Here is an 18,369-nt window from a genome sequence, read left to right on the forward strand (position 1 = left end):
GCTACCGGCCTGCGCCCCCGTCGGCCGCGTCGTCGGAAGGGACCAGGGCGTCGTGCGAGGTGACTGCCCCGGCTGCGGACGACGGGGTGTCCGTGGTCCCGAGGCGCGCGAGCCGTTCCTCGGACCGCGCGACGATGTCGCGCACCGCGGCGGCGAACGTGACGTCCGCCGTGGCGGGCGACGGACCGAGCAGGTGGGTGCGGAGGCGGAGCCGCTCGTCGGCCCGGGCGTCGTCGGTGCGGCCGAGGGCGAGGTCGCGGATCTCGTCGAGCCCCGTCCCGTCGGCGAGGAGCAGCGTGCCCCCCGAGGCCGTCGGGGCCAGACGCACGAGATCGTCGACCGCCAGGCGGGCGGGGACCGCGAGCCCGAAGGGACGGCCGGTCGCGAGCCAGTCGGACAGCACCGACGAGACGTCCGTGACGAGCACGTCGGCGACGGTCATGCAGGCGTCCATGCTCACGCCCGTGCGCGGGGCGACGACGAGGTGCGCCGCGGGCGACGACGCGAACCACGCGGCGTCGCGCGCCTGCACCGCGGCCTCGCGGCTCGCCGCGTCGGCAGGTTCGTCGATGAGCGGGGGCAGGGGCGGCGCCGGACGGCCCGCGCGCGCGTTCGCGGCGTCGAGCAGCTCGATGATCCGGACGTGCGCGGCACGCACCTCGGGTCGACGACGGCCCGTGAAGGGGTGGGGCCGGTAGACGATCCGGACCGGGGCGTCGGACGCGAGGAGGTGCTCGACGAGCCGCACGCCGAGGTGCGCGACCGACCCGTAGTCCTGCTCCTCGTTCCAGCCCTCCCACGTCGGCGCGTAGAGGAGCGTCGGGATCTCCGCGCCGCTGCGCACCGGCAGGGCGGCGAGCCCGGCCGCCTGCGGCCGACCGACCTCGCGGACGTCCGTGTCGACGACGCCGACCTGTGCGCGCCGGTAGCGTTCGCGCCCTGCGGGACCTGCGACCCAGACCTCGTCGTAGACCCGTGTGAACGGGTTGAACGACGCGTTCTTGTCGCTGTCGCCGTGGCCGACGAACACGGAGAGGATGTGCGGCTCGCGCAGGAGGTGGATGTTCTTGCCGACGTTCGCCGGGTAGAGGGCGGCGCGGACCGTGGGCAGGCCGAGCGCCATGAGCGTCGTCGCGTCGGGGACGCACACGACGGGCAGGGACGTCGGTGCGAGGCGTTCCATGACGCTCCGCTCGCGCAGGACGACGACGGTGCGTGGTGCGGTGCGCTCGAGCGTCGCGAGCCACATGTCCGCCTGGTAGACCGACGCGGCGTCGCCGCTGAGGTAGAGCGCGACGTCGGGGGCGAGCGCGTCGAGCGCCGCAGCGACCTGGGGGAGGAGGACGGCGGCCGTGCCCGACCTGCCGAGGCGCAGCGCGACGAGGCCCGTGGCGAGCGCGAGCGCTGCGTAGGCGGCGACGGCGACCGCGGAGAGCGTCAGCCAGGTGGGCGTGACGACCGTGAGCGCGAGGCCCACGACGACGAAGGGCTCGATGGCCGCGGCGCGCGTCGTGAGCGGCAGCAGCACGGCTGCGGGCACCGGAAGGCGCGTGCCCGGGAGGTCGCCGACGTTGCGGGTCGCGACCGCGGTCGTCCGCCGTGACCGGAGGACCGCTCCCGCAAGGTTGTCGACGACCCTCACGGTGACGAGGCACACGGCGGCCGCGGTCGCGGCCCCGGTGAGGTCAGGAGCTTCGCGGCTCACGGCGAGCGCGACGAGCGCGGCGCGTCCGGCGAGCCGCACGGAGTGGCCGAACGACGCGCGGCGCATGAAGGCGCGAGCGGGGCCGGCGAGCCAGGGCTCCGCGACGGCGGAGCACGTGAGCGCGACCGCGGTGACGACGAGGGGGAGGCCCAGCACGGTCGACACCGCACCGAGGAAGAGCCCGAGCACGACGGCGACGAGGGCAAACGGCCCCAGCAGCGTGGACGCTGAGGCGCGGGGGAGCGACGACATGGGTACCAGCCCTAGACTTCGGGTCGAGCGAACCGCGCGAGCGGCCGGTCGCCGCCCGGGATCGGGCGACGTGGCATTGTTTCACGCGCGGCGGGCCCGTCGGTATGCCCCGCACGTCCGAGAGGTTCTCCATGGCACGTATCCTCCTCCGCAGCGCCCAGGATCCCGCGGCGGTGCTCCCCGCAGCCGAGTCGCTGCGCCGGATGGGCGGGAACGCCGGCAACCTCCTCTACGCGCACGCGGTGCACCGAGCGCTCTCGGTCGCGGGCACCGAGGTCGTCGCCGGGGCGTTCGACCTGGAGGAGCTCGACGACCCGCGCGCCTGGGCGGCGGACGTCAGCTCGCGCTACGACCGCTTCGTCATCCCGATGTCGAACGCGTTCCGGGCGTCGTTCACGGACGACCTCGAGCGGCTCGCCGCCGCGGTCGAGCTGCTCGACATCCCCGTGACTGTCGTCGGCGTCGGCGCGCAGACGACCCTCGAGGCGATCGACGGCGACGGACCGCTCGTCATGGGACGCACGGGGTCGGCACGGCTTCCCGGGGCGCGGGGCGCCTCGCGCCACGACGCGGTCGTGCGGCGGTTCGTCGACGCGGTCCTCGAGCGCTCCGCGTCGATCGGTGTGCGCGGCGATCTCACGCGCCGCTACCTCGTAGGGCTCGGCGTCGATCCGCAGCGGGTCGACGTCATCGGGTGCCCCTCGCTCTTCACGTGGGGTCCCGACCTGCGCGTGCGGCAGCCGCAGCTCCCGCTGCTCCCTGACGCACGCATCTCGCTCAACATCGACCACCGGGTCGACGGCGTCGCCGACCTCGTCGAGCACAACGCCGCCCGGTACCCGGGCCTCACGGTCGCGGTCCAGGACTTCCGTTCGATGTGCGCGGTCGTCCACGGCGTCGACGAGTTCGACATGACGCGCCACGACGTCCGGCTGCCGATCCACACGGGACACCCGCTCTACCGGGAGCGGCGCATGCTCTTCCACCCCAACCCGTGGGGATGGATCGACACGCTCGGTCGGGAGGACCTCGTCGTCGGGACGCGGCTCCACGGGAACGTGGCGGGGATCCTCGGCGGGACGCCCGCCCATCTCCTCGTCCACGACTCGCGGACGCTCGAGCTGGCCGAGTACCACGCGATCCCGTCGACGCGGATCGACGTCCTCGACGGCGTGCCGGACGTCGCGGAGCTCGCGGCGCGGACCGACTACGAGAGGTTTCACGCGCTGCAGCCGGAGCGGTTCGCAACGTACCTCGACTTCCTGCGGCGCAACGGGCTCGAGACCGTCTTCGACGAGGGGCGGGACGCGACAGCGTTCGACGCTGCGATCGCGCGCGGCCGCCGCGTCGGCCCGGTCCGTCCCAGCGTGACGTTCCTCCAGAAGGTACGTCGACGGTTGGCGCGTTTCCGAGGGTAGGGCCCTGCACCCCCCAGCGGTCGCGGTGGTGCCGCCCAGCGTCTAGCGTCGAGAGATGTTCGCTGCCCTGTCATGTACCGTTCCCCGTCGACTCTGGCCGGCGGGGAGCCGCGTATGACGCGGATCCTCCTACGCGGCGCCCAGGACCCTGCGCGGGTCCTCGAGCCGTACGCGTCGACCTTCGCGGTCGGCGGCAACACGGGCAACCTCCTCTACGCGCACGCGGTGCACCGTACGCTCTCGACGCGGGCCGCGACCGTGCGTGCAGGAGCCTTCAAGGCCCACCTGCTCGACGACCCGGCAGCATGGGCGGCCAAGGTCTCGTCGCGGTACGACCATCTCGTCCTCCCGATGTCCAACGCCTTCCGGATCGGCTTCTCCTCGTACCTCGAGAGGTACGCCGCGATCATCGAGCAGCTCGACATCCCGGTGACCGTCGTCGGCATCGGCGCGCAGACGACGGCTGACGCAGCGGACCACCCGGCTGACATCCGGATGGGACGCACCGGGTCGGAGAAGGTTGCGGCCGCAGCCGAGGCCGCACGGCACAATGCCGTCGTCCGACGTTTCGTCGACGCGGTGCTCGCCCGGTCCGAGTCGATCGGGGTCCGCGGCGAGCTCACCCGCACGTACCTCGTCTCCCTCGGCGTCGACCCGGGGCGGGTCGACGTCATCGGGTGCCCGTCGCTCTTCATGTGGGGGCCGCACCACCGGGTGCGAGAGGTCGCTGGCACGATCGGTCGGCGCTCGCACGTCGGGTTCGGGGCGGACTTCCGGGTCGACGGCGCGACGGCGTTCGCGGAGCGTGCCCTGCGCGAGCATCCGCGACTTCTCGTCCCCGTGCAGGACTCACGGAGCGCGCGGTGGGTCGTCGCGGGCAAGGAACCCCAGGGCGGAGCGCGGCCTGAGGTCGTCGACGACCTGTTCCGCACGCGACGGCTCGTGTACTTCCCGAGCCCGTGGGGGTGGATCGACTGGGCCGGTCGGCAGGACCTTCTCGTCGGCTACCGGCTGCACGGCACGATCGCCGGGCTGCTGGGCGGCACGCCGTCGCACCTGCTCGTCCACGACAGCCGGACGCGCGAGCTCGCGGAGCTGCACGGCATCCCGCACACGCGGATCGAGGACCTCACGAGCGTGCCGTCGGTCGCGGAGCTTGCGGAGCGCACGGACATGACGCGGTTCCACGAGCTCTTCCCGGACCGCTTCCACGCGTACCTCGCGTTCCTCCATCGCAACGGGCTGAGGACGGTGCACGACGACGGCGAGGACGCGTCGGCCTTCGACGCGAGCATCGCACGGGCGCGGACGACGTCGTTCGTCCGGCCGGCGCGCACACGTGCCGGGGTGCAGGCGCGCAGGGCGCGTCGCGTCCTGGCCCGCCGGTTCGGGCGCCGCTGACGGGTGCCGGGACCGGGCCGGCACCCGTCAGCCCAGGACGATGTCCGCGTGCTGGAGGTTGTGGTCCGAGCCGCGGTATCGGGCGTCGAACTTCCCGCCCGTGAGGATCACCTGGTTCGTGTGCTGGCGGACGCCGGCGGCGTCCTTGACGAACACGTAGTCGATGCGCGTCGGTGCGTAGGCGTAGCGGAACGGCTTGTCGGGGTAGCCGCCGTCCTTCGCGCCGTTCTGGTTGTTCGACGTGCTCCAGCGGCTTCCCGTGGCACGGGGGCCCGAGAGCGTGTCGACGTAGCCACGCTCGACGAGGGCGGTCGTCGGGCCTGACGTGTGCCGGACGACGTCGGAGTTGAGGTCGCCCATGAGGATGATCGGCTCGCTGGCCGAGCCGCGCTTGCGCGTGAGGAGGTCGTCGATCGCGAGGGCGGCCGCGCGGCGCTGCTTCGCGCTGCCGAGCTTGTCGTTCTCGAGGTGGAGGGACGCGACCCAGGTGCGCTGCTTCGTCGTGCGGTCCTCGACGTGCGCCCACGCGAAGAACCGGTTCTTGTCGAGCCGGTGCTCCTTGCTGATGATCTCGTTGATCGACGTGAGTCCGGAGGAGAGGACCTTGACGCGATCCTTGCGGACGATGAGGTGCGCGCCCTTGGTGGCCCAGCCGTCGACGTTGCCGATCGAGCTGGCTGAGTAGGCGAGCCGGTAGTCACCGCCGAGTTTGCTGACGAGCCCCTCGATCTGACGTCTGCCCGTGTCCGCCTCCTTGGCGGTCGTCGCCTCCTGGACCGCGATGACGTCGGCATCGGCGCGCTTGATGGCGTTGACGACGGCGGAGCGTCGCTTCTCCCAGGGACGGGAGGTGTTCTTCGTCGCCGCGATCGAGCCGATGTTGTACGTCGCGACGCGGAGCGGGTTCGCGCCCTGGGCTCCCGTCGGGCTCGAGCCCGTGCGGGAGTAGCCGAAGCGCGAGGTGCTCTTCTTGGGTCCGTTGCGGTACGTGGCCTGGACGTAGAGCGGGTTGCCGGTCGACGAGCCGACGTACTTGCGGAACGACGACGGGACGGTGACGACGCGTGACGTCTCGGTCGGACGGATGCCCGTCACCGTGAAGTGCTTGCCCTTCGTCGTGAGGTGGGAGTAGTGCCACGACGCGTTGAGCGAGACGCTCGTGCCGCGGGGGAGCCGGCCCCAGGAGACCTTGACCTTGTGCGTGCCCGCGGGCTTCACGGTGATCGGCACGCGGCCGACGGCACGGGTGTCGACGCGGGTCTTGACGGCCTTGCTCGTCACGGTGCCCGTGCTCGTCACGGCGCGGACGCGGACCCAGTAGTCGGTGCGCAGCTTGAGCTTCGTGAGGGTGCGGGTGCGGGACGAGGTCGTCGCCCGTTTCGTCGTCTTCTTCGTGAACTTCTTCGACGTCGACCACTCGATGGTGTAGCGCTTGGCGCCGCTCACGCGGCTCCAGGAGAGCGCGAAGCGCCGGTCGCCGGGGACGACGGTGACGACGGGGCGTGCTGCCTGGGGCGCGGCGATCCGCGTCGAGGCCGCGGCGACCGGTGCGGCGTCAGCGGCCGTCGCGGCGGCGACGGGGAGGATGCCGGCGAGCGCGAGGCCGAGCGCCACGAGGACTGCGGGCGGTCGGCGGCGGTCGAGCGGTGCGGTCATGCGGTGGGCTCCCCAGGGCTGCGGTGCCGCGGGGGTTCCGCGGGCGCGGCCATCGTAGGGCGAGACCGACCGTGAGAATCAAGACCTTGACGCGGAGAGAATGCTCACGAAGACAAGAGCGCTCACCTGATCTCCGGGTATGTTCACCCCTCGACGCACGGGGTGAGGCGCCTCACTGCCCGGGGGTCACCTTGTCGATCCAGCCGCCAGGCAGCCCGAGGAGCGTCCGGAACCGGTCGCCCTGCTCGGAGCGATCCACGGTGCGCCCGTCGACCGACGTCGCCCGCAAGGTCTTGGCCTGGCCGCTCGCCCACGTCTCGGTGACCTCGATCCGGGCGATGTCCGTGAGCCCGAAGATCGATGCGGCCTGTGCCTGCGTGAGCGTGCTCGTCCACACGCGGTTGGTCTTCCTGAGGTCGCCAGGGGCCTGCTGGCTCCACGGGTCGTCGACCGACCGGATGTAGGGGATCTTCTCGAACCACACCTCCTCGGAGTTCGCGGTGCGTCCCCCGGTCGACGACGAGTAGTACGTCGTCGCGACACCCCCGTCGTGGAGGACGACGCGGCCCTTGGTGCCGCTCGTCACGGCGTCGACCGCGGCCTGCCAGCGCTTGCCGTAGTAGCCGTTCGTCCCCTCGTTCTCCTTGGTCCAGCCCGTGAAGAACTGGTCGGACGTCGAGTCGACGACGTTGCAGTTGCACGCGGCGCGACGCGGCGCAGCGACCTTGCCGAACGCGTAGCTGCGTCCCGCGATCGCCTGCGCCTCGAGCGCGGCCTGGGGCCACGACGACGGCATCTCGCCGAGACCGTAGAGGTACTCGTCGGCGAAGCGCAGCTCGTTGACGACGTTGAGGTGACCGTCGATGACGGTGACGGTGAACCGGCCGTGGCGGTAGGTGCCGTGCGTCGCGGCGCTGCCCGACTCGCGCAGGAGCCGGGCGACCGCAGGGGTTCCCGTGCTCTGGTAGTACTCGGTGCCGGACCAGTGCAGGCGCAGCGTCGCACCCCGCTCGGACGCCTTGGGGTACGTCGTCCCGCCGACGACGACGACGGGCTTGCCGCCGACGATCTTCAGCGTGCCGGTCGTTCCCGAGGGGATCTTGTCGCGCGCCGTCGTGCCCTTGGCCGTCCGGATGCGCCACATACCGCTGTCGATCGTGAACGTCAGCGTGTCCGGGTCGCTCTTCGCGATGACCTGGACGGCGACGTCCTCCGGCAGCGTGCGGTTGGCGACGCTCGTGCCCGTGAAGTAGTGCTCGAGGATCTGCGTCGACGTGCGGCCGGCCGTCGCCATGCCGTACGCGCCGAACTGCGACATGCCGAGGCCGTGACCGAACCCCTTGCCCGCGATCGTGAACGCGTCGGGCGCGGTCGCGCTCGGTGGCGCGGACGTCTCGGGGTCGGGCTTGGGCTCGGGCTTCGGCGCCTCGGGCTTCTGCTCGGGAACGTTCGTGCGGGGTGTGACGGTGACCTTGCGGACGGGCGAGACCGTCTTGCCGCTCGTCGTGATGAAGCGGTAGCTCGTCGTCGCGGTCGGCGTCACGCGGTACGTGTAGTTGCCCGTGCTCGACGGCGGCAGCGTGCGCAGCGTCTTCCAGCTGCCGGTCGTCGACGCCTGGACGCGGAGGTAGCAGCAGGTGACCGGTGCGCCGTTCGAGCGGTAGCGGCTCGTGAGCGTCACGGACGTCCCGGCGGTGATACGCGACGCGGAGGCCTTCGAGGAGACGGTGACGCCGCTCGCGACCTTCGAGACCGTGACCTTGCGGGTCGGTGAGACCGTCTTGCCGGAGGTCGTCGTCCACCGGTACTGCGTCGTGCGGGTCGGCGACACCTTGGTCGTGAGCTTGCCCTTCGACGACGGGCGGACCGTCCGGACGGTCGTCCAGGAGCCTGTCGTGCGCTGCTGGAGGCGCACCGAGTAGCGGGAGATCGGCTTCGTTCCCTGCCGGTAGTAGCCGGTGACGGTCACCTTCGTGCCGGGCTTGACCTTCGAGGCGCTCACCGACGAGGACAGCGTCACCTTCGCGCTCGCGGCCGTGGCGGCGCGTACCTTGACGGTGCGGACGGGAGAAACGGTCTTGCCGCTCGTCGTGATGAAGCGGTAGCTCGTCGTCACCTTCGGCGTCACGGTGCGGCTCACTTTGCCCTGCGCGGGCTTGAGCGTCGCCACGGTGCGCCACGACCCCGTCGTGCGCTGCTGGAGACGCAGGGAGCAGCACGTCACTGCCGTGCCCCCCTGGCGGTAGTCGCCGCGCACGGTGACCTTCGTGCCCCGGGTGATCGTCGAGCGACTCACGGACGAGGAGATCGTCACGGTGCCCGACGCGGCCGACGCCTCGGGCGCCGCGACGGCGGCGAGCGTCGGGACGGCGAGGACGAGCGCGAGGAGCGGCGCGGTCCACGCGCGGCGTCGGCGGTGGCGCGGGCGAGGGCGTGCAGGGGCGTGCATGGCGACAGTCTGCCTCAGCGCCGCCCGCGAATAAAGCCCCGGCGTGCGTCCCCGCACGCCTCACACTTCACTCTCGTCCCGTGCGGACGTGCCCAGGGCCACGTCCCGGGCAGTGCGCCGCGGGATATCCTGACGACGTCCTCCTCCGCCCGACCCAGGGAGCCCCATGTCCTCGTTCGACGAGGTGCCCGGCCAGTACAAGGTGCGTTCGCTCGCCCTCGCCGAGGCCGGCCGCCACCAGATCCGTCTCGCCGAGCACGAGATGCCCGGGCTCATGGCGCTCCGCGCCGAGTACGCCGACGCGCAGCCGCTGCGTGGTGCGCGCATCGCCGGATCGCTCCACATGACCGTCCAGACGGCCGTCCTCATCGAGACCCTCACGGCGCTCGGCGCCGAGGTTCGCTGGGCGTCGTGCAATATCTTCTCGACGCAGGACGAGGCCGCCGCCGCGATCGCCGTCGGCAACGGAACCCCCGAGGCCCCCGCTGGCGTGCCCGTCTTCGCGTGGAAGGGTGAGTCCCTCGAGGAGTACTGGGACTGCACCGAGCAGATCATGCTGTGGCCCACGGCCGACGGCGGTCTCGAGGGTCCGAACATGATCCTCGACGACGGCGGTGACGCGACGATGCTCGTCCACCTCGGCCTCGCCGCCGAGAAGGCTGGCGCGGTCGAGGCCGACACGGCCGACGGCGACACGGACCACTCCGAGGAGATGAACGTCGTCCGCGCCGTCCTGCGCCGCGGCCTCGCCGCCGACCCGACGCGCTGGACCCGCATCGCCCCCGGAATCCTCGGCGTCACCGAGGAGACGACGACGGGCGTCCACCGCCTCTACCAGCTCGCGGAGACGGGCGAGCTCCTCTTCCCCGCGATCAACGTCAACGACTCCGTGACGAAGTCGAAGTTTGACAACAAGTACGGGATCCGCCACTCGCTGCCCGACGGCATCAACCGCGCGACCGACGTTCTCATGGGCGGCAAGGTTGCGTTCGTCGCCGGCTACGGCGACGTCGGCAAGGGCGCAGCCGAGGCCTTCCGCGGCCAGGGCGCCCGCGTCATCGTCTCCGAGGTCGACCCCATCTGCGCGCTCCAGGCCGCGATGGACGGCTTCCAGGTCGCACGCATCGAGGACGTCCTCGGCGAGGCCGACTTCTTCATCACGACGACCGGCAACTTCGGCGTCATCACCGCCGACCACATGACGCGCATGAAGAACAAGGCCGTCGTCGGCAACATCGGTCACTTCGACAACGAGATCGACATGGCCGGCCTCGCCAAGGTTCCGGGCGTCACGCGCACCGAGATCAAGCCGCAGGTCCACGAATGGACGTTCCCCGACGGCCGCTCGATCATCGTGCTCTCCGAGGGTCGCCTCCTCAACCTCGGCAACGCGACGGGTCACCCGTCGTTCGTCATGTCGAACTCGTTCGCCAACCAGACGATCGCTCAGGTCGAGATCTTCACGAAGGCCGGCACGCCCGACGCCTACGCGACCGACGTCCACCGCCTGCCCAAGGTGCTCGACGAGAAGGTCGCGCGCCTCCACCTCGACGCGCTCGGTGTCCGCCTCACGGAGCTCAGCCCCGCTCAGGCCGACTACATCGGCGTCCCCGTCGAGGGTCCCTACAAGCCCGAGCACTACCGCTACTGAGACGACGACGACGGGCCGCGCGCACCCAGGTGCGCGCGGCCCGTCGTCGTGCGCGGGGGCGCCTGCTCAGGACGGGTCCGGAACCCCGTACGGGAGCCGGTGGATCATCGAGGCCTGCTCGAGCGCCGCGTCGCGCGTGCGCTGGGCCGACGCCCACTCGCGCTCGCGGCGCTCGGTGAGGACCGCCATGAGGAACGCCTCCGGATGCGTGCCCGGAGGCGGACCGGGCGCGACGAACTGCTCGGTCTCCGCCGCGAGAGACCGGCCCAGACGCTCGCGTGCGGCGGGCGCGAGCCGGTCCGCGCGAGAGAGCATCTGACGCGCGGCGAGCGCGAGACTGTCGGGCAGCCTGCGCATGTCCGCGGTCCGCGCCCACGCCGCGAGCTGCGGCGGCATGACGAGCGTGACGTCGACCGTGCTGCGACCACGGTCGCGCACGACGTACGTCCCCGCGAGGAGGTCCCCGAGCCGGCGTCCCTTCTCGTTGAGGAGGGAGACGGTGAGCGCGAGGGCCCCCGACGTCAGGTACGTCTCGCCGACGGCGACGAGCGCGCGGATGAACGCGTGACGCACCGTGATGGGCCCGCCGTCCATGCGTACGACCCGGATCCCGAGCGCGAGCTTGCCGAGCGAGAGACCACGCGTGAGCGTCTCGATCGTCGTGGGGATGACGACCATGACCGTGACGAGCAGCGCGATGGTGATCGGCCCCTCATACCCGGTCGGCAGCGAGACCCCCGACATCATCCACACGCCGAGGAGTATGACGACCGTGAGGAGGACGAGGTCGAGGAGGAGTGCGAGGCCCCGCGTGAGGAACGCGGCGGGCCGCGCATCGACGACGACGCCCTCCCCGGTGACGATGCCGTCGCGCACATGACCTCCCTGGATGCTGCGCTCGCCGTCCGAGCCGCTCCCGCTAGGGTAGCGGTCGTGGACCTCGACGCCTTCCGACTCACGCACGAGCCCGAGTGGCAGCGGCTCGCCGAGCTCACGCGTCGCCGGAGGCTCAGCGGCGCGGAGGCCGACGAGCTCGTGCGCCTCTACCAATCGGTCGCGACGCACCTGTCCGTCGTGCGGTCGAGCGCGCCCGACCCGGGGCTCGTGCAGCGGCTCTCGGTGCTCGTCTCCCGCGCGCGCAACGCGCTCGCGGGCGCGCACGACCCACGCTGGTCCGACGTCGTCCGCTTCGCGACCGTGAGCGCCCCCGCAGCCGTCTACCGCATCCGCTGGTGGGTCCACGGGGTCACCGCCGCATGCGTGCTCGTCGCGGTCGTCGCCGGCGTCGCCGCCGTCAACGACCCCACGATCCTCGCGCTGCTCGGCTCGCCCGAGGAGCAGCAGCACTACGTCGACGAGGCCTTCGCGCAGTACTACGACCCGGGCCTCGACTTCGCCCTCACCGTGTGGACGAACAACGCGTGGATCGCGGCCCAGTGCATCGCCCTCGGCATCACGGGCGTGTGGCCGTTCTACGTCCTCGCGAACAACGCGGTCAACGTCGGGGCGATGGGCGGACTCATGGCCGAGCACGGCCGCCTCGACATCTTCTTCGCGCTCATCACGCCCCACGGGCTGCTCGAGCTCACCGCGATCTTCGTCGCGGGAGCGGCTGGCCTGCGGCTGTTCTGGACGATCGTCGATCCGGGCCGGCGCCCGCGCGGTGTCGCTCTGGCCCAGGAGGGCCGTGCGACGTTCACGATCGTCGTGACGCTCGCGGTGGCGCTCGCGGTGTCCGGAATCGTCGAGGGCTGGGTGACGGGGTCGACGCTGCCGTGGTGGTTGAAGATCGCCATCGGCGCGGTCGTGCTCGCGGCGTTCTGGACCTGGGTGACGGTGTACGGCCGCCGAGCGGTGCGGGCGGGCGAGACGGGCGACCTCGACGAGGACCGCGCGGGCGGCGTCCAGCTCTACGCGTGAGCGCGCAACCCGCCTGAGCTCGCGCGGCCCGTCACGGCGCGCGACCGCACAGTGTCGGGCCCGCGCCGCCGGGGACGGTTCAGAACGCGAGGATCGCGAGCGCCGGTACCGCGACGCTCGCGACCATCGCACCCACGACGATGAGGGCCACCCTGCGGTGGCGGCGTTCACGGTCAGTCTGCTGGGGCGCACTCATGGCGTCGATTCTCGCAGACGCCGTCACGGGTGAGCGCACGCGGGCCGTGTGCGCGGTCTGCGCGCGTGCCGGGCCACGAGCCCTGCCCACGTCGCGCCAGCCCGCCGTGCCCGCACGCCGCGGCAGCCCGCCGGGCCGGCCCGGGGGACGGTTCAGAGACGTCCCGCGGACTTCAGCGCGAGGTAGAGGTCGGCGAGCGCGGGCGCGAGCTCGTCGGGCGGTGCGTGCAGCACCTCGACGCCGCGACGCCGCAGCACGGTCGCGACGGACGTCCGCTCGAGCTCGCCGCGCTCGGCGGCCGCGGCGTCGTAGAGCCCCTCGACGTCGGAACGGGTGCGACGCAGCTCGTCGATCTCCGGGTCCCGCACGGACGCGACGACGACGAGGTGGTCACGCACGAGCCCGTCGACGACGGGCAGGAGCCCCGCCTCGACGGCCGCCGGGTCCGTCGTCGTGAGGAGGACCACGAGCGCGCGCTGGCTGAGCCGCTCTCGGACGGCCGTGACGAGCGCGGGCCAGTCCGTCTCGACGAGCTGAGGCTCGACGGGCGCGAGCGCCTCCGCGAGCGCGGGCATGAGCCTTGCGCCGGACGCACCCGCGACACGTGCACGCGCACGCCGGTCGAACGCGAGCAGCTCGACACGGTCGCCCGCGCGTGACGCGAGCGCCGAGAGCAGCAGCGACGCCTCGATACCCGCGTCGAGACGTGGCTCGTCGCCGATGCGTGCGGCCGACGTTCGTGACGTGTCGAGGACGATGAGCACCCGGCGGTCACGCTCGGGACGCCACGTGCGCACGACGACGTCGCCGCGGCGCGCCGTCGCCCGCCAGTCGATCGACCGGACGTCGTCGCCGATGACGTACTCGCGCAGGGAGTCGAACTCCGTGCCCTCGCCACGCACCTGGACGGCCGAGCGTCCGTCCATCTCGCGCAGTCGCGCGAGCCGTGACGGCAGGTGACGGCGAGAGCGGAAGGGCGGCAGGACGCGCAGGGTCGCCGGGACGTCGAGCGTCACCTGACGCCCGCCGACGCGCAACGGACCGTACGTCCGCACCGTCACGCCTGCTGCCGTGCGGTCGCCCCGGCGCTGCGGCACAAGCGTCGTGCGCATCCGGGCACCCTCGCCCGCGCGGACGTCGAACTCGTGGACCGGCGCTGCGGCGCCCGCCGACGGCGGCCACGCGTCGCGGAGCCGTCCGCGCGCGCGACGCCCCGACACGTTCGTGAGGACGACGGTCGACGTCGTCGGTTCCTCGAGGCGCACCGACGCGGGCACCGTGCGGGCGACCGTGAGGCGGTGCGGCGACGCCGCGAGGGCGACGTCGAGCACCCAGATGAGGACGACGAGGACGACCCACGCGAGGACCGTCGCGACCTCGGGGCGCAGGATCACGGGCAGTGCGCCGAGCCCGAGGAGGGCGACGGCGCGACCGGTCACGACCACGAGGCCTCCCCGGCACCGTGGTGAGGAGCGAGCGTCATCGGGGAACCGGCACGCTCGCGAGGACCGTCGCGAGCACCGACTCGGCCGTGACGCCCTCGAGCTCGGCCTCGGGCCGTACCTGGACGCGGTGGCGCAGGGTCGCGGTGACGAGCGCCTTGACGTCGTCGGGCGTCACGTAGTCGCGGCCCGCGAGCCACGCCCACGCGCGTGACGTCGCGAGGAGCGCCGTCGCGCCACGCGGCGAGACGCCGAGCGAGAGCGACGGCGAGCTGCGTGTCGCGCGACACAGGTCGACGATGTACGTGAGGATCTCGGGCGCGACCTGGACGCGTGCGACATGGTCGCGCGCAGCCTCGAGGGTCGCTGCGTCAGCGACCGGGCGGACCCCCGCGCCCGCGAGGTCACGCGGCGAGAAGCCGGTCGCGTGGCGCCGCAGGATCTCGAACTCCTGCTCGCGCTCGGGGAGCGGCAGGACGACCTTGAGGAGGAAGCGGTCGAGCTGTGCCTCGGGCAGCGGGTACGTGCCCTCGTACTCGACGGGGTTCTGTGTCGCGATGACGAGGAACGGGTCCGGTAGCGGGCGCGGCGTGCCGTCGACCGACACCTGGCGCTCCTCCATGGCCTCGAGGAGCGAGGACTGCGTCTTCGGGGGCGTGCGGTTGATCTCGTCCGCGAGCAGGAGGTTCGTGAAGACGGGCCCCTCGCGGAAGGAGAACTCGGCCGTGCGTGCGTCGTAGACGAGGGAGCCCGTGATGTCGCCGGGCATGAGGTCCGGCGTGAACTGCACGCGCGCCGTGTCGAGCGAGAGCGAGGCCGACAGCGTGCGCACGAGGAGCGTCTTGGCGACCCCGGGAACACCCTCGAGCAGCACGTGCCCGCGGCACAGCAGTGCGATGAGCAGGCACGTCACGGCGGAGTCCTGGCCCACGACGGCCTTGGCGACCTCGGCGCGCACGGCCGCGAGCGACGCGCGGAGCGCGGCGTCGTCGCCCGACGCGGTTCGGGGCTCCGGCGTGATCGGTGCCGGTGCGGTCGCGCTGGGCACGTCGTTCGCGGGGACGTCGCTGGTGGGGACGGCGGCGTCCGGCGTCGGGATGTTCTCGTCGGTCACGAGCGGTCAACCTCTCTCTCGAGCTGGTCAAGCTGGTGGATGAGGGCGGCGAACGCCGCGTCGTCGGAGGGCGGGGGGCCGTGGAGCAGCTGGGTGATCGGCAGGGCGTCGCGGCCGGTCGCCCGCGCGAGGGCGTCGACGAGCGTCGGGCCGTCCGCCGAGCGAGGCAGGCCGACCCTGCGGGCCATGCGGTCGGCGGCGCCCGCGCGCAGCGCGGCGGCGGAGTGCCCGCGTGCCGAGGCACGGCGGTAGAGCCGGCCGCGACCGTACGTCGACTCGACAGCGCGGACCTCGACGGGGAGCTCCTCCGAGACGACTGGGCCGAGCCGGCGGCCGCGCCACAGGACCGCCGCGAGGGCGACGAGAGCGCCGAGGAGAGCGAGCGACCGACCCTCGTCGGGCAGGAGGTCCAGCAGCGACGGCGGTCCGACCCCCTCGACCACGGGCGCGATGGCGCGCGGCAGGAACCACACGAGGTCAGCGTGCCGTCCGAGGGTGCGCAGGGCGAGCGCCGCGTTGCCCTCGCGCGCCACCGTGCCGTTCGTCACGAGATCGGTCGAGCCGAGCACGTCGATGCGACGACCGTCGTCGAGGACGACGGAGACGACGGCTGCGGCCGTCGTGCCGGGCACGACGAAGCATCCTGTGGCGCCCTCGTCCACGACGTAGGCCGTGCCGAGCACCGCGATCCGACCTGCGGCGACCGCGTCGGGGTCGACGCAGCCCGCGTCGAGCGGGACAGCCGGCACGGTGCCGGTGGTGCCGGCCGTGACGCGGCCCTCCGTGAGCCGTGCGACGGCGTCGGCATCGGCGCCGACGAGCACGAGGTCCGCGCGCGCGCGTGCGAGCTCGTCGAGCACCTCGTCGGCGAGCGGCCCGTCCCCGACGACCGCGAGCGTCGAGCCGCTCTGAGCCCTGCGCGTGGCGTCGGATGCGCTCGTGGTCTGCACGACGTCGACGCCCTGCCGGCCGAGGACCTGGGCGACGGCCCGGGCGCCGTCGTCGCCGACGTTCGCGACGTCGAGCGGTACGGAGCTGCGGCGCGGCGAGAGCACGGTGAGGGCGAGGACCGTGGCGACGAGCACGACGACGACCCCGAGGGGCCACCGCCACCGCCGCCAGCGTGCGCTGACGCGCGACCGCACGTCGGACCCGTCGCCCGTGACGCCGACGGCGTCGTCGGTGCGTGCGACGTCGGCGCTCATGCGAGCCTCCCAGGGACGGCGGCGCGCTCGGCCGAGGGCAGCGGCCGGCTCGCGTCGAGCTCCTCGTCGAGCGCGACGAGCGTCGCGAGGTGCTGCGCCGTGGCAGGACGTTCGCCGTAGAGCGTGTCGTCGAAGAGCCGGGCGGCGGCGCGCACACCCGCAGCCGAGGCGGGGAACGCGGCACTGAGCTCGTTCGCAGCCTCGTCCGCGGTGCGCCCGGGGAGCTCGGTGAGGACGACGCGCTCCTCGGCGGCGCGCACGACGGCGCGGAACCGTTCGACGACCGCGGTCGCGAGATCACCGCGTGCGGCGGCGTCGAGCGACGCGGCGCGCATCTGCGCGGCGGTGCGTGCGTCGTCGTCCGCGGCGACCGCCCCGGGTGCGAGGCGCTTGGCGCGCAACCGGGCAGGTCCGGCGACCCACACCGCGGCGACGACGACTGCGACGACGAGGGCGACGAGCGTGACGAGGAGGGCGGGGGAGACGTCACCTCCCGCGGCGAGCAGCGCGCCGATCTTCTCGGTGATCCATGTGAGGAAGCGCTCGAGGAGCGAGGGGCCCTCGTGGTACTCCGGCCGCGCGAGCTCGTCCTCGAGCCACCGACGCGCGGTCGGCGCGTCGGGGTCGACGGGGATGCTCAGTGCGAGCCGCGGACGTGGAAGCACCTCAGGGGGTCTCGCGTGCGGCTGCGGCGGCGAGCTCGACATCGAGCCCCTCACGACGCATGCGGACGTCGATGTAGAGCAGCGCGATGAGCGAGCCGAGGAACGTGATGGTCACGACGTAGGTGATGAGCATCGAGAGCATCGTCACCCCGGTCATCGCCGCGTCGAGGGGGAGGAACGCCCCGAGGAGCCCGACGAGGAAGCCGATGGGGACGACGAGGATCTGCGCGACGATGCTCACGGCGATCTGGGCGAGGATGTAGATGCCGAGGAGCCGCCAGAACCCGCCGCGAGTGAGTCCCCATCCACGGACGATCGCCGTGCCCATCGAGAGCTTCTCGAGGACGATGCACGGCGCGATGAGCATCGTGCGGACGGCGAACCACGTGAAGAGGACGACGAGCCCGAGCGCGACGAGGATCGCCACGAGGACCGTGACGAGCCCGCCCTCGACGCTCGACGCGAGCGGCAGCGCGACCACGACGACGAGCCCGATCCCGAGGGCGACGACGATGCTCGACGCGAGGCCGAGCAGGAGCGTGAACCCGATGAGGCGCCACACGACGGGTCGTGTCGCCGCCCAGATCTCGCCCGTCGTCGCGCGGTGGCCGAGCACGGAGCGGGAGACGGAGACCGTGAGCATGCCGGTCATCACGGGCGTGACGACGAGCGACATGAGCGGGGTGAGGAGCATCGTCGCGACGAACGGCGCCATGACGGACTGCATCTCCTCGACCTCGGAGGCCGAGAGGTCCTCGCCGAAGAACTCGCCGAGGCCGGTGCCGAAGATCTGCGGGAAGAGGTTCGTGATGGCCTGCTGACCGAGGACGCCGAGCGCGACGGTGATCGCGACGACGAGTGTCGTGAGACCGACCATGACGCGCGGGTTCGTGCGGATCGCACCGAAGGCGCCGTCGAAGAGCTCGCCGAGGCCGAGCGGACGCAGCGGGATGATCCCGGGGCGCAACGAGGGCGGCGGGCCCGCGAATCCTTGGGGCGGCCCGTAACCGGCGGGCGGTTGTCCGTACTGGGGCTGGCCGTACTGGGGCTGGCCGTACTGGGGTTGCCCGTACTGGGGCTGGCCGTACTGGGGTTGCCCGTACTGGGGCTGGCCGTACTGGGGCTGGCCGTACTGCGGCTGCTCATCCTGCGGCTGCTTCGGTGGCGTCGGCGCGTACTGGCCGTACCGAGGCTCCGGCCGCGGCGTCCCGTCGTGCCCGTCGGGGCTCGGCTGACCCCACCCCGTACCGTCTCCGCTCGACATCCGTGCGACCTCCCAGCCCCCGTCGGTGCGC

At 72.6% G+C, this 18,369-nt stretch carries 13 protein-coding genes; 4 read left to right on the forward strand and 9 right to left on the reverse strand.

All coding sequences use genetic code 11. The features are described from left to right. Position 1: 1 nt before the first annotated feature. Entirely contained in the window at positions 2-1,957 is a 1,956-nt protein-coding gene (locus tag IGS67_RS05490; protein WP_192278621.1) for a hypothetical protein, read from the reverse strand. Between the two features lie 131 nt (positions 1,958-2,088). Here IGS67_RS05490 and IGS67_RS05495 point away from each other — a divergent pair, with 131 nt between their 5' ends. Both IGS67_RS05495 and IGS67_RS05500 read left to right on the forward strand, forming a co-directional pair. Continuing rightward, complete coding sequence (locus IGS67_RS05495) at positions 2,089-3,375, forward strand: polysaccharide pyruvyl transferase family protein (protein WP_192278623.1); 1,287 nt, start codon at positions 2,089-2,091, stop codon at positions 3,373-3,375. Positions 3,376-3,489: 114 nt separating this feature from the next. Beyond that, a complete protein-coding gene (locus IGS67_RS05500) occupies positions 3,490-4,776 on the forward strand; it encodes a polysaccharide pyruvyl transferase family protein (RefSeq protein WP_192278625.1) in 1,287 nt (428 codons plus the stop codon). 27 nt (positions 4,777-4,803) lie between these two features. On the opposite strand, the gene IGS67_RS05505 is transcribed toward IGS67_RS05500, so the two are convergent. Beyond that, the gene (locus IGS67_RS05505; RefSeq protein ID WP_192278627.1) at positions 4,804-6,432 is read right to left on the reverse strand and encodes an endonuclease/exonuclease/phosphatase family protein; all 1,629 of its coding nucleotides are present in this window, start codon (positions 6,430-6,432) and stop codon (positions 4,804-4,806) included. Positions 6,433-6,604: 172 nt separating this feature from the next. After that, positions 6,605-8,881 carry a SpoIID/LytB domain-containing protein gene (locus tag IGS67_RS05510; protein ID WP_192278629.1) on the reverse strand — a complete coding sequence of 759 codons (2,277 nt, stop codon included), beginning with the start codon at positions 8,879-8,881 and terminating at the stop codon, positions 6,605-6,607. 166 nt (positions 8,882-9,047) lie between these two features. Between IGS67_RS05510 and ahcY the strand changes: the two genes are divergently transcribed. Then, positions 9,048-10,532 (forward strand): adenosylhomocysteinase, encoded by a 1,485-nt coding sequence (gene ahcY / locus IGS67_RS05515; RefSeq protein WP_192278631.1) that lies wholly within the window; start codon positions 9,048-9,050, stop codon positions 10,530-10,532. A gap of 66 nt (positions 10,533-10,598) precedes the next feature. Here the strand turns inward: ahcY and IGS67_RS05520 are convergent, their stop codons facing one another. After that, positions 10,599-11,408, reverse strand: coding sequence for an RDD family protein (locus tag IGS67_RS05520; protein WP_192278633.1), 810 nt, complete (start codon positions 11,406-11,408; stop codon positions 10,599-10,601). Between the two features lie 57 nt (positions 11,409-11,465). Between IGS67_RS05520 and IGS67_RS05525 the strand changes: the two genes are divergently transcribed. Then, positions 11,466-12,452, forward strand: coding sequence for a stage II sporulation protein M (locus IGS67_RS05525; protein ID WP_192278635.1), 987 nt, complete (start codon positions 11,466-11,468; stop codon positions 12,450-12,452). Positions 12,453-12,800: 348 nt separating this feature from the next. On the opposite strand, the gene IGS67_RS05530 is transcribed toward IGS67_RS05525, so the two are convergent. From IGS67_RS05530 to IGS67_RS05550, 5 genes are all read right to left on the reverse strand, one after another. Continuing rightward, positions 12,801-14,093, reverse strand: coding sequence for a DUF58 domain-containing protein (locus IGS67_RS05530; RefSeq protein WP_192278637.1), 1,293 nt, complete (start codon positions 14,091-14,093; stop codon positions 12,801-12,803). Positions 14,094-14,127: 34 nt separating this feature from the next. Then, the gene (locus IGS67_RS05535) at positions 14,128-15,111 is read right to left on the reverse strand and encodes an AAA family ATPase (protein ID WP_328741815.1); all 984 of its coding nucleotides are present in this window, start codon (positions 15,109-15,111) and stop codon (positions 14,128-14,130) included. An 89-nt stretch (positions 15,112-15,200) separates the two neighbouring features. After that, positions 15,201-16,409 carry a DUF4350 domain-containing protein gene (locus tag IGS67_RS05540; RefSeq protein WP_192278639.1) on the reverse strand — a complete coding sequence of 403 codons (1,209 nt, stop codon included), beginning with the start codon at positions 16,407-16,409 and terminating at the stop codon, positions 15,201-15,203. Next, the gene (locus IGS67_RS05545; RefSeq protein ID WP_328741658.1) at positions 16,406-17,074 is read right to left on the reverse strand and encodes a DUF4129 domain-containing protein; all 669 of its coding nucleotides are present in this window, start codon (positions 17,072-17,074) and stop codon (positions 16,406-16,408) included. The genes IGS67_RS05540 and IGS67_RS05545 overlap by 4 nt, the downstream gene beginning before the upstream one ends. Position 17,075: 1 nt before the next feature. After that, positions 17,076-18,338, reverse strand: a complete 1,263-nt coding sequence (locus tag IGS67_RS05550; protein WP_192278643.1) for a hypothetical protein — start codon at positions 18,336-18,338, stop codon at positions 17,076-17,078. Positions 18,339-18,369 lie beyond the last annotated feature (31 nt).

Source organism: Flavimobilis rhizosphaerae (assembly GCF_014852685.1).
Classification (GTDB): domain Bacteria; phylum Actinomycetota; class Actinomycetes; order Actinomycetales; family Cellulomonadaceae; genus Flavimobilis; species Flavimobilis rhizosphaerae.

Excerpts from the sequence above, each read along its gene's own strand:
- IGS67_RS05490 (WP_192278621.1), bottom strand. The coding sequence starts at position 1,957 with ATGTCGTCGCTCCCCCGCGCCTCAGCGTCCACGCTGCTGGGGCCGTTT.
- IGS67_RS05495 (WP_192278623.1), top strand. The coding sequence starts at position 2,089 with ATGGCACGTATCCTCCTCCGCAGCGCCCAGGATCCCGCGGCGGTGCTC.
- IGS67_RS05500 (WP_192278625.1), top strand. The coding sequence starts at position 3,490 with ATGACGCGGATCCTCCTACGCGGCGCCCAGGACCCTGCGCGGGTCCTC.
- IGS67_RS05505 (WP_192278627.1), bottom strand. The coding sequence starts at position 6,432 with ATGACCGCACCGCTCGACCGCCGCCGACCGCCCGCAGTCCTCGTGGCG.
- IGS67_RS05510 (WP_192278629.1), bottom strand. The coding sequence starts at position 8,881 with ATGCACGCCCCTGCACGCCCTCGCCCGCGCCACCGCCGACGCCGCGCG.
- ahcY (WP_192278631.1), top strand. The coding sequence starts at position 9,048 with ATGTCCTCGTTCGACGAGGTGCCCGGCCAGTACAAGGTGCGTTCGCTC.
- IGS67_RS05540 (WP_192278639.1), bottom strand. The coding sequence starts at position 16,409 with ATGAGCGCCGACGTCGCACGCACCGACGACGCCGTCGGCGTCACGGGC.
- IGS67_RS05550 (WP_192278643.1), bottom strand. The coding sequence starts at position 18,338 with ATGTCGAGCGGAGACGGTACGGGGTGGGGTCAGCCGAGCCCCGACGGG.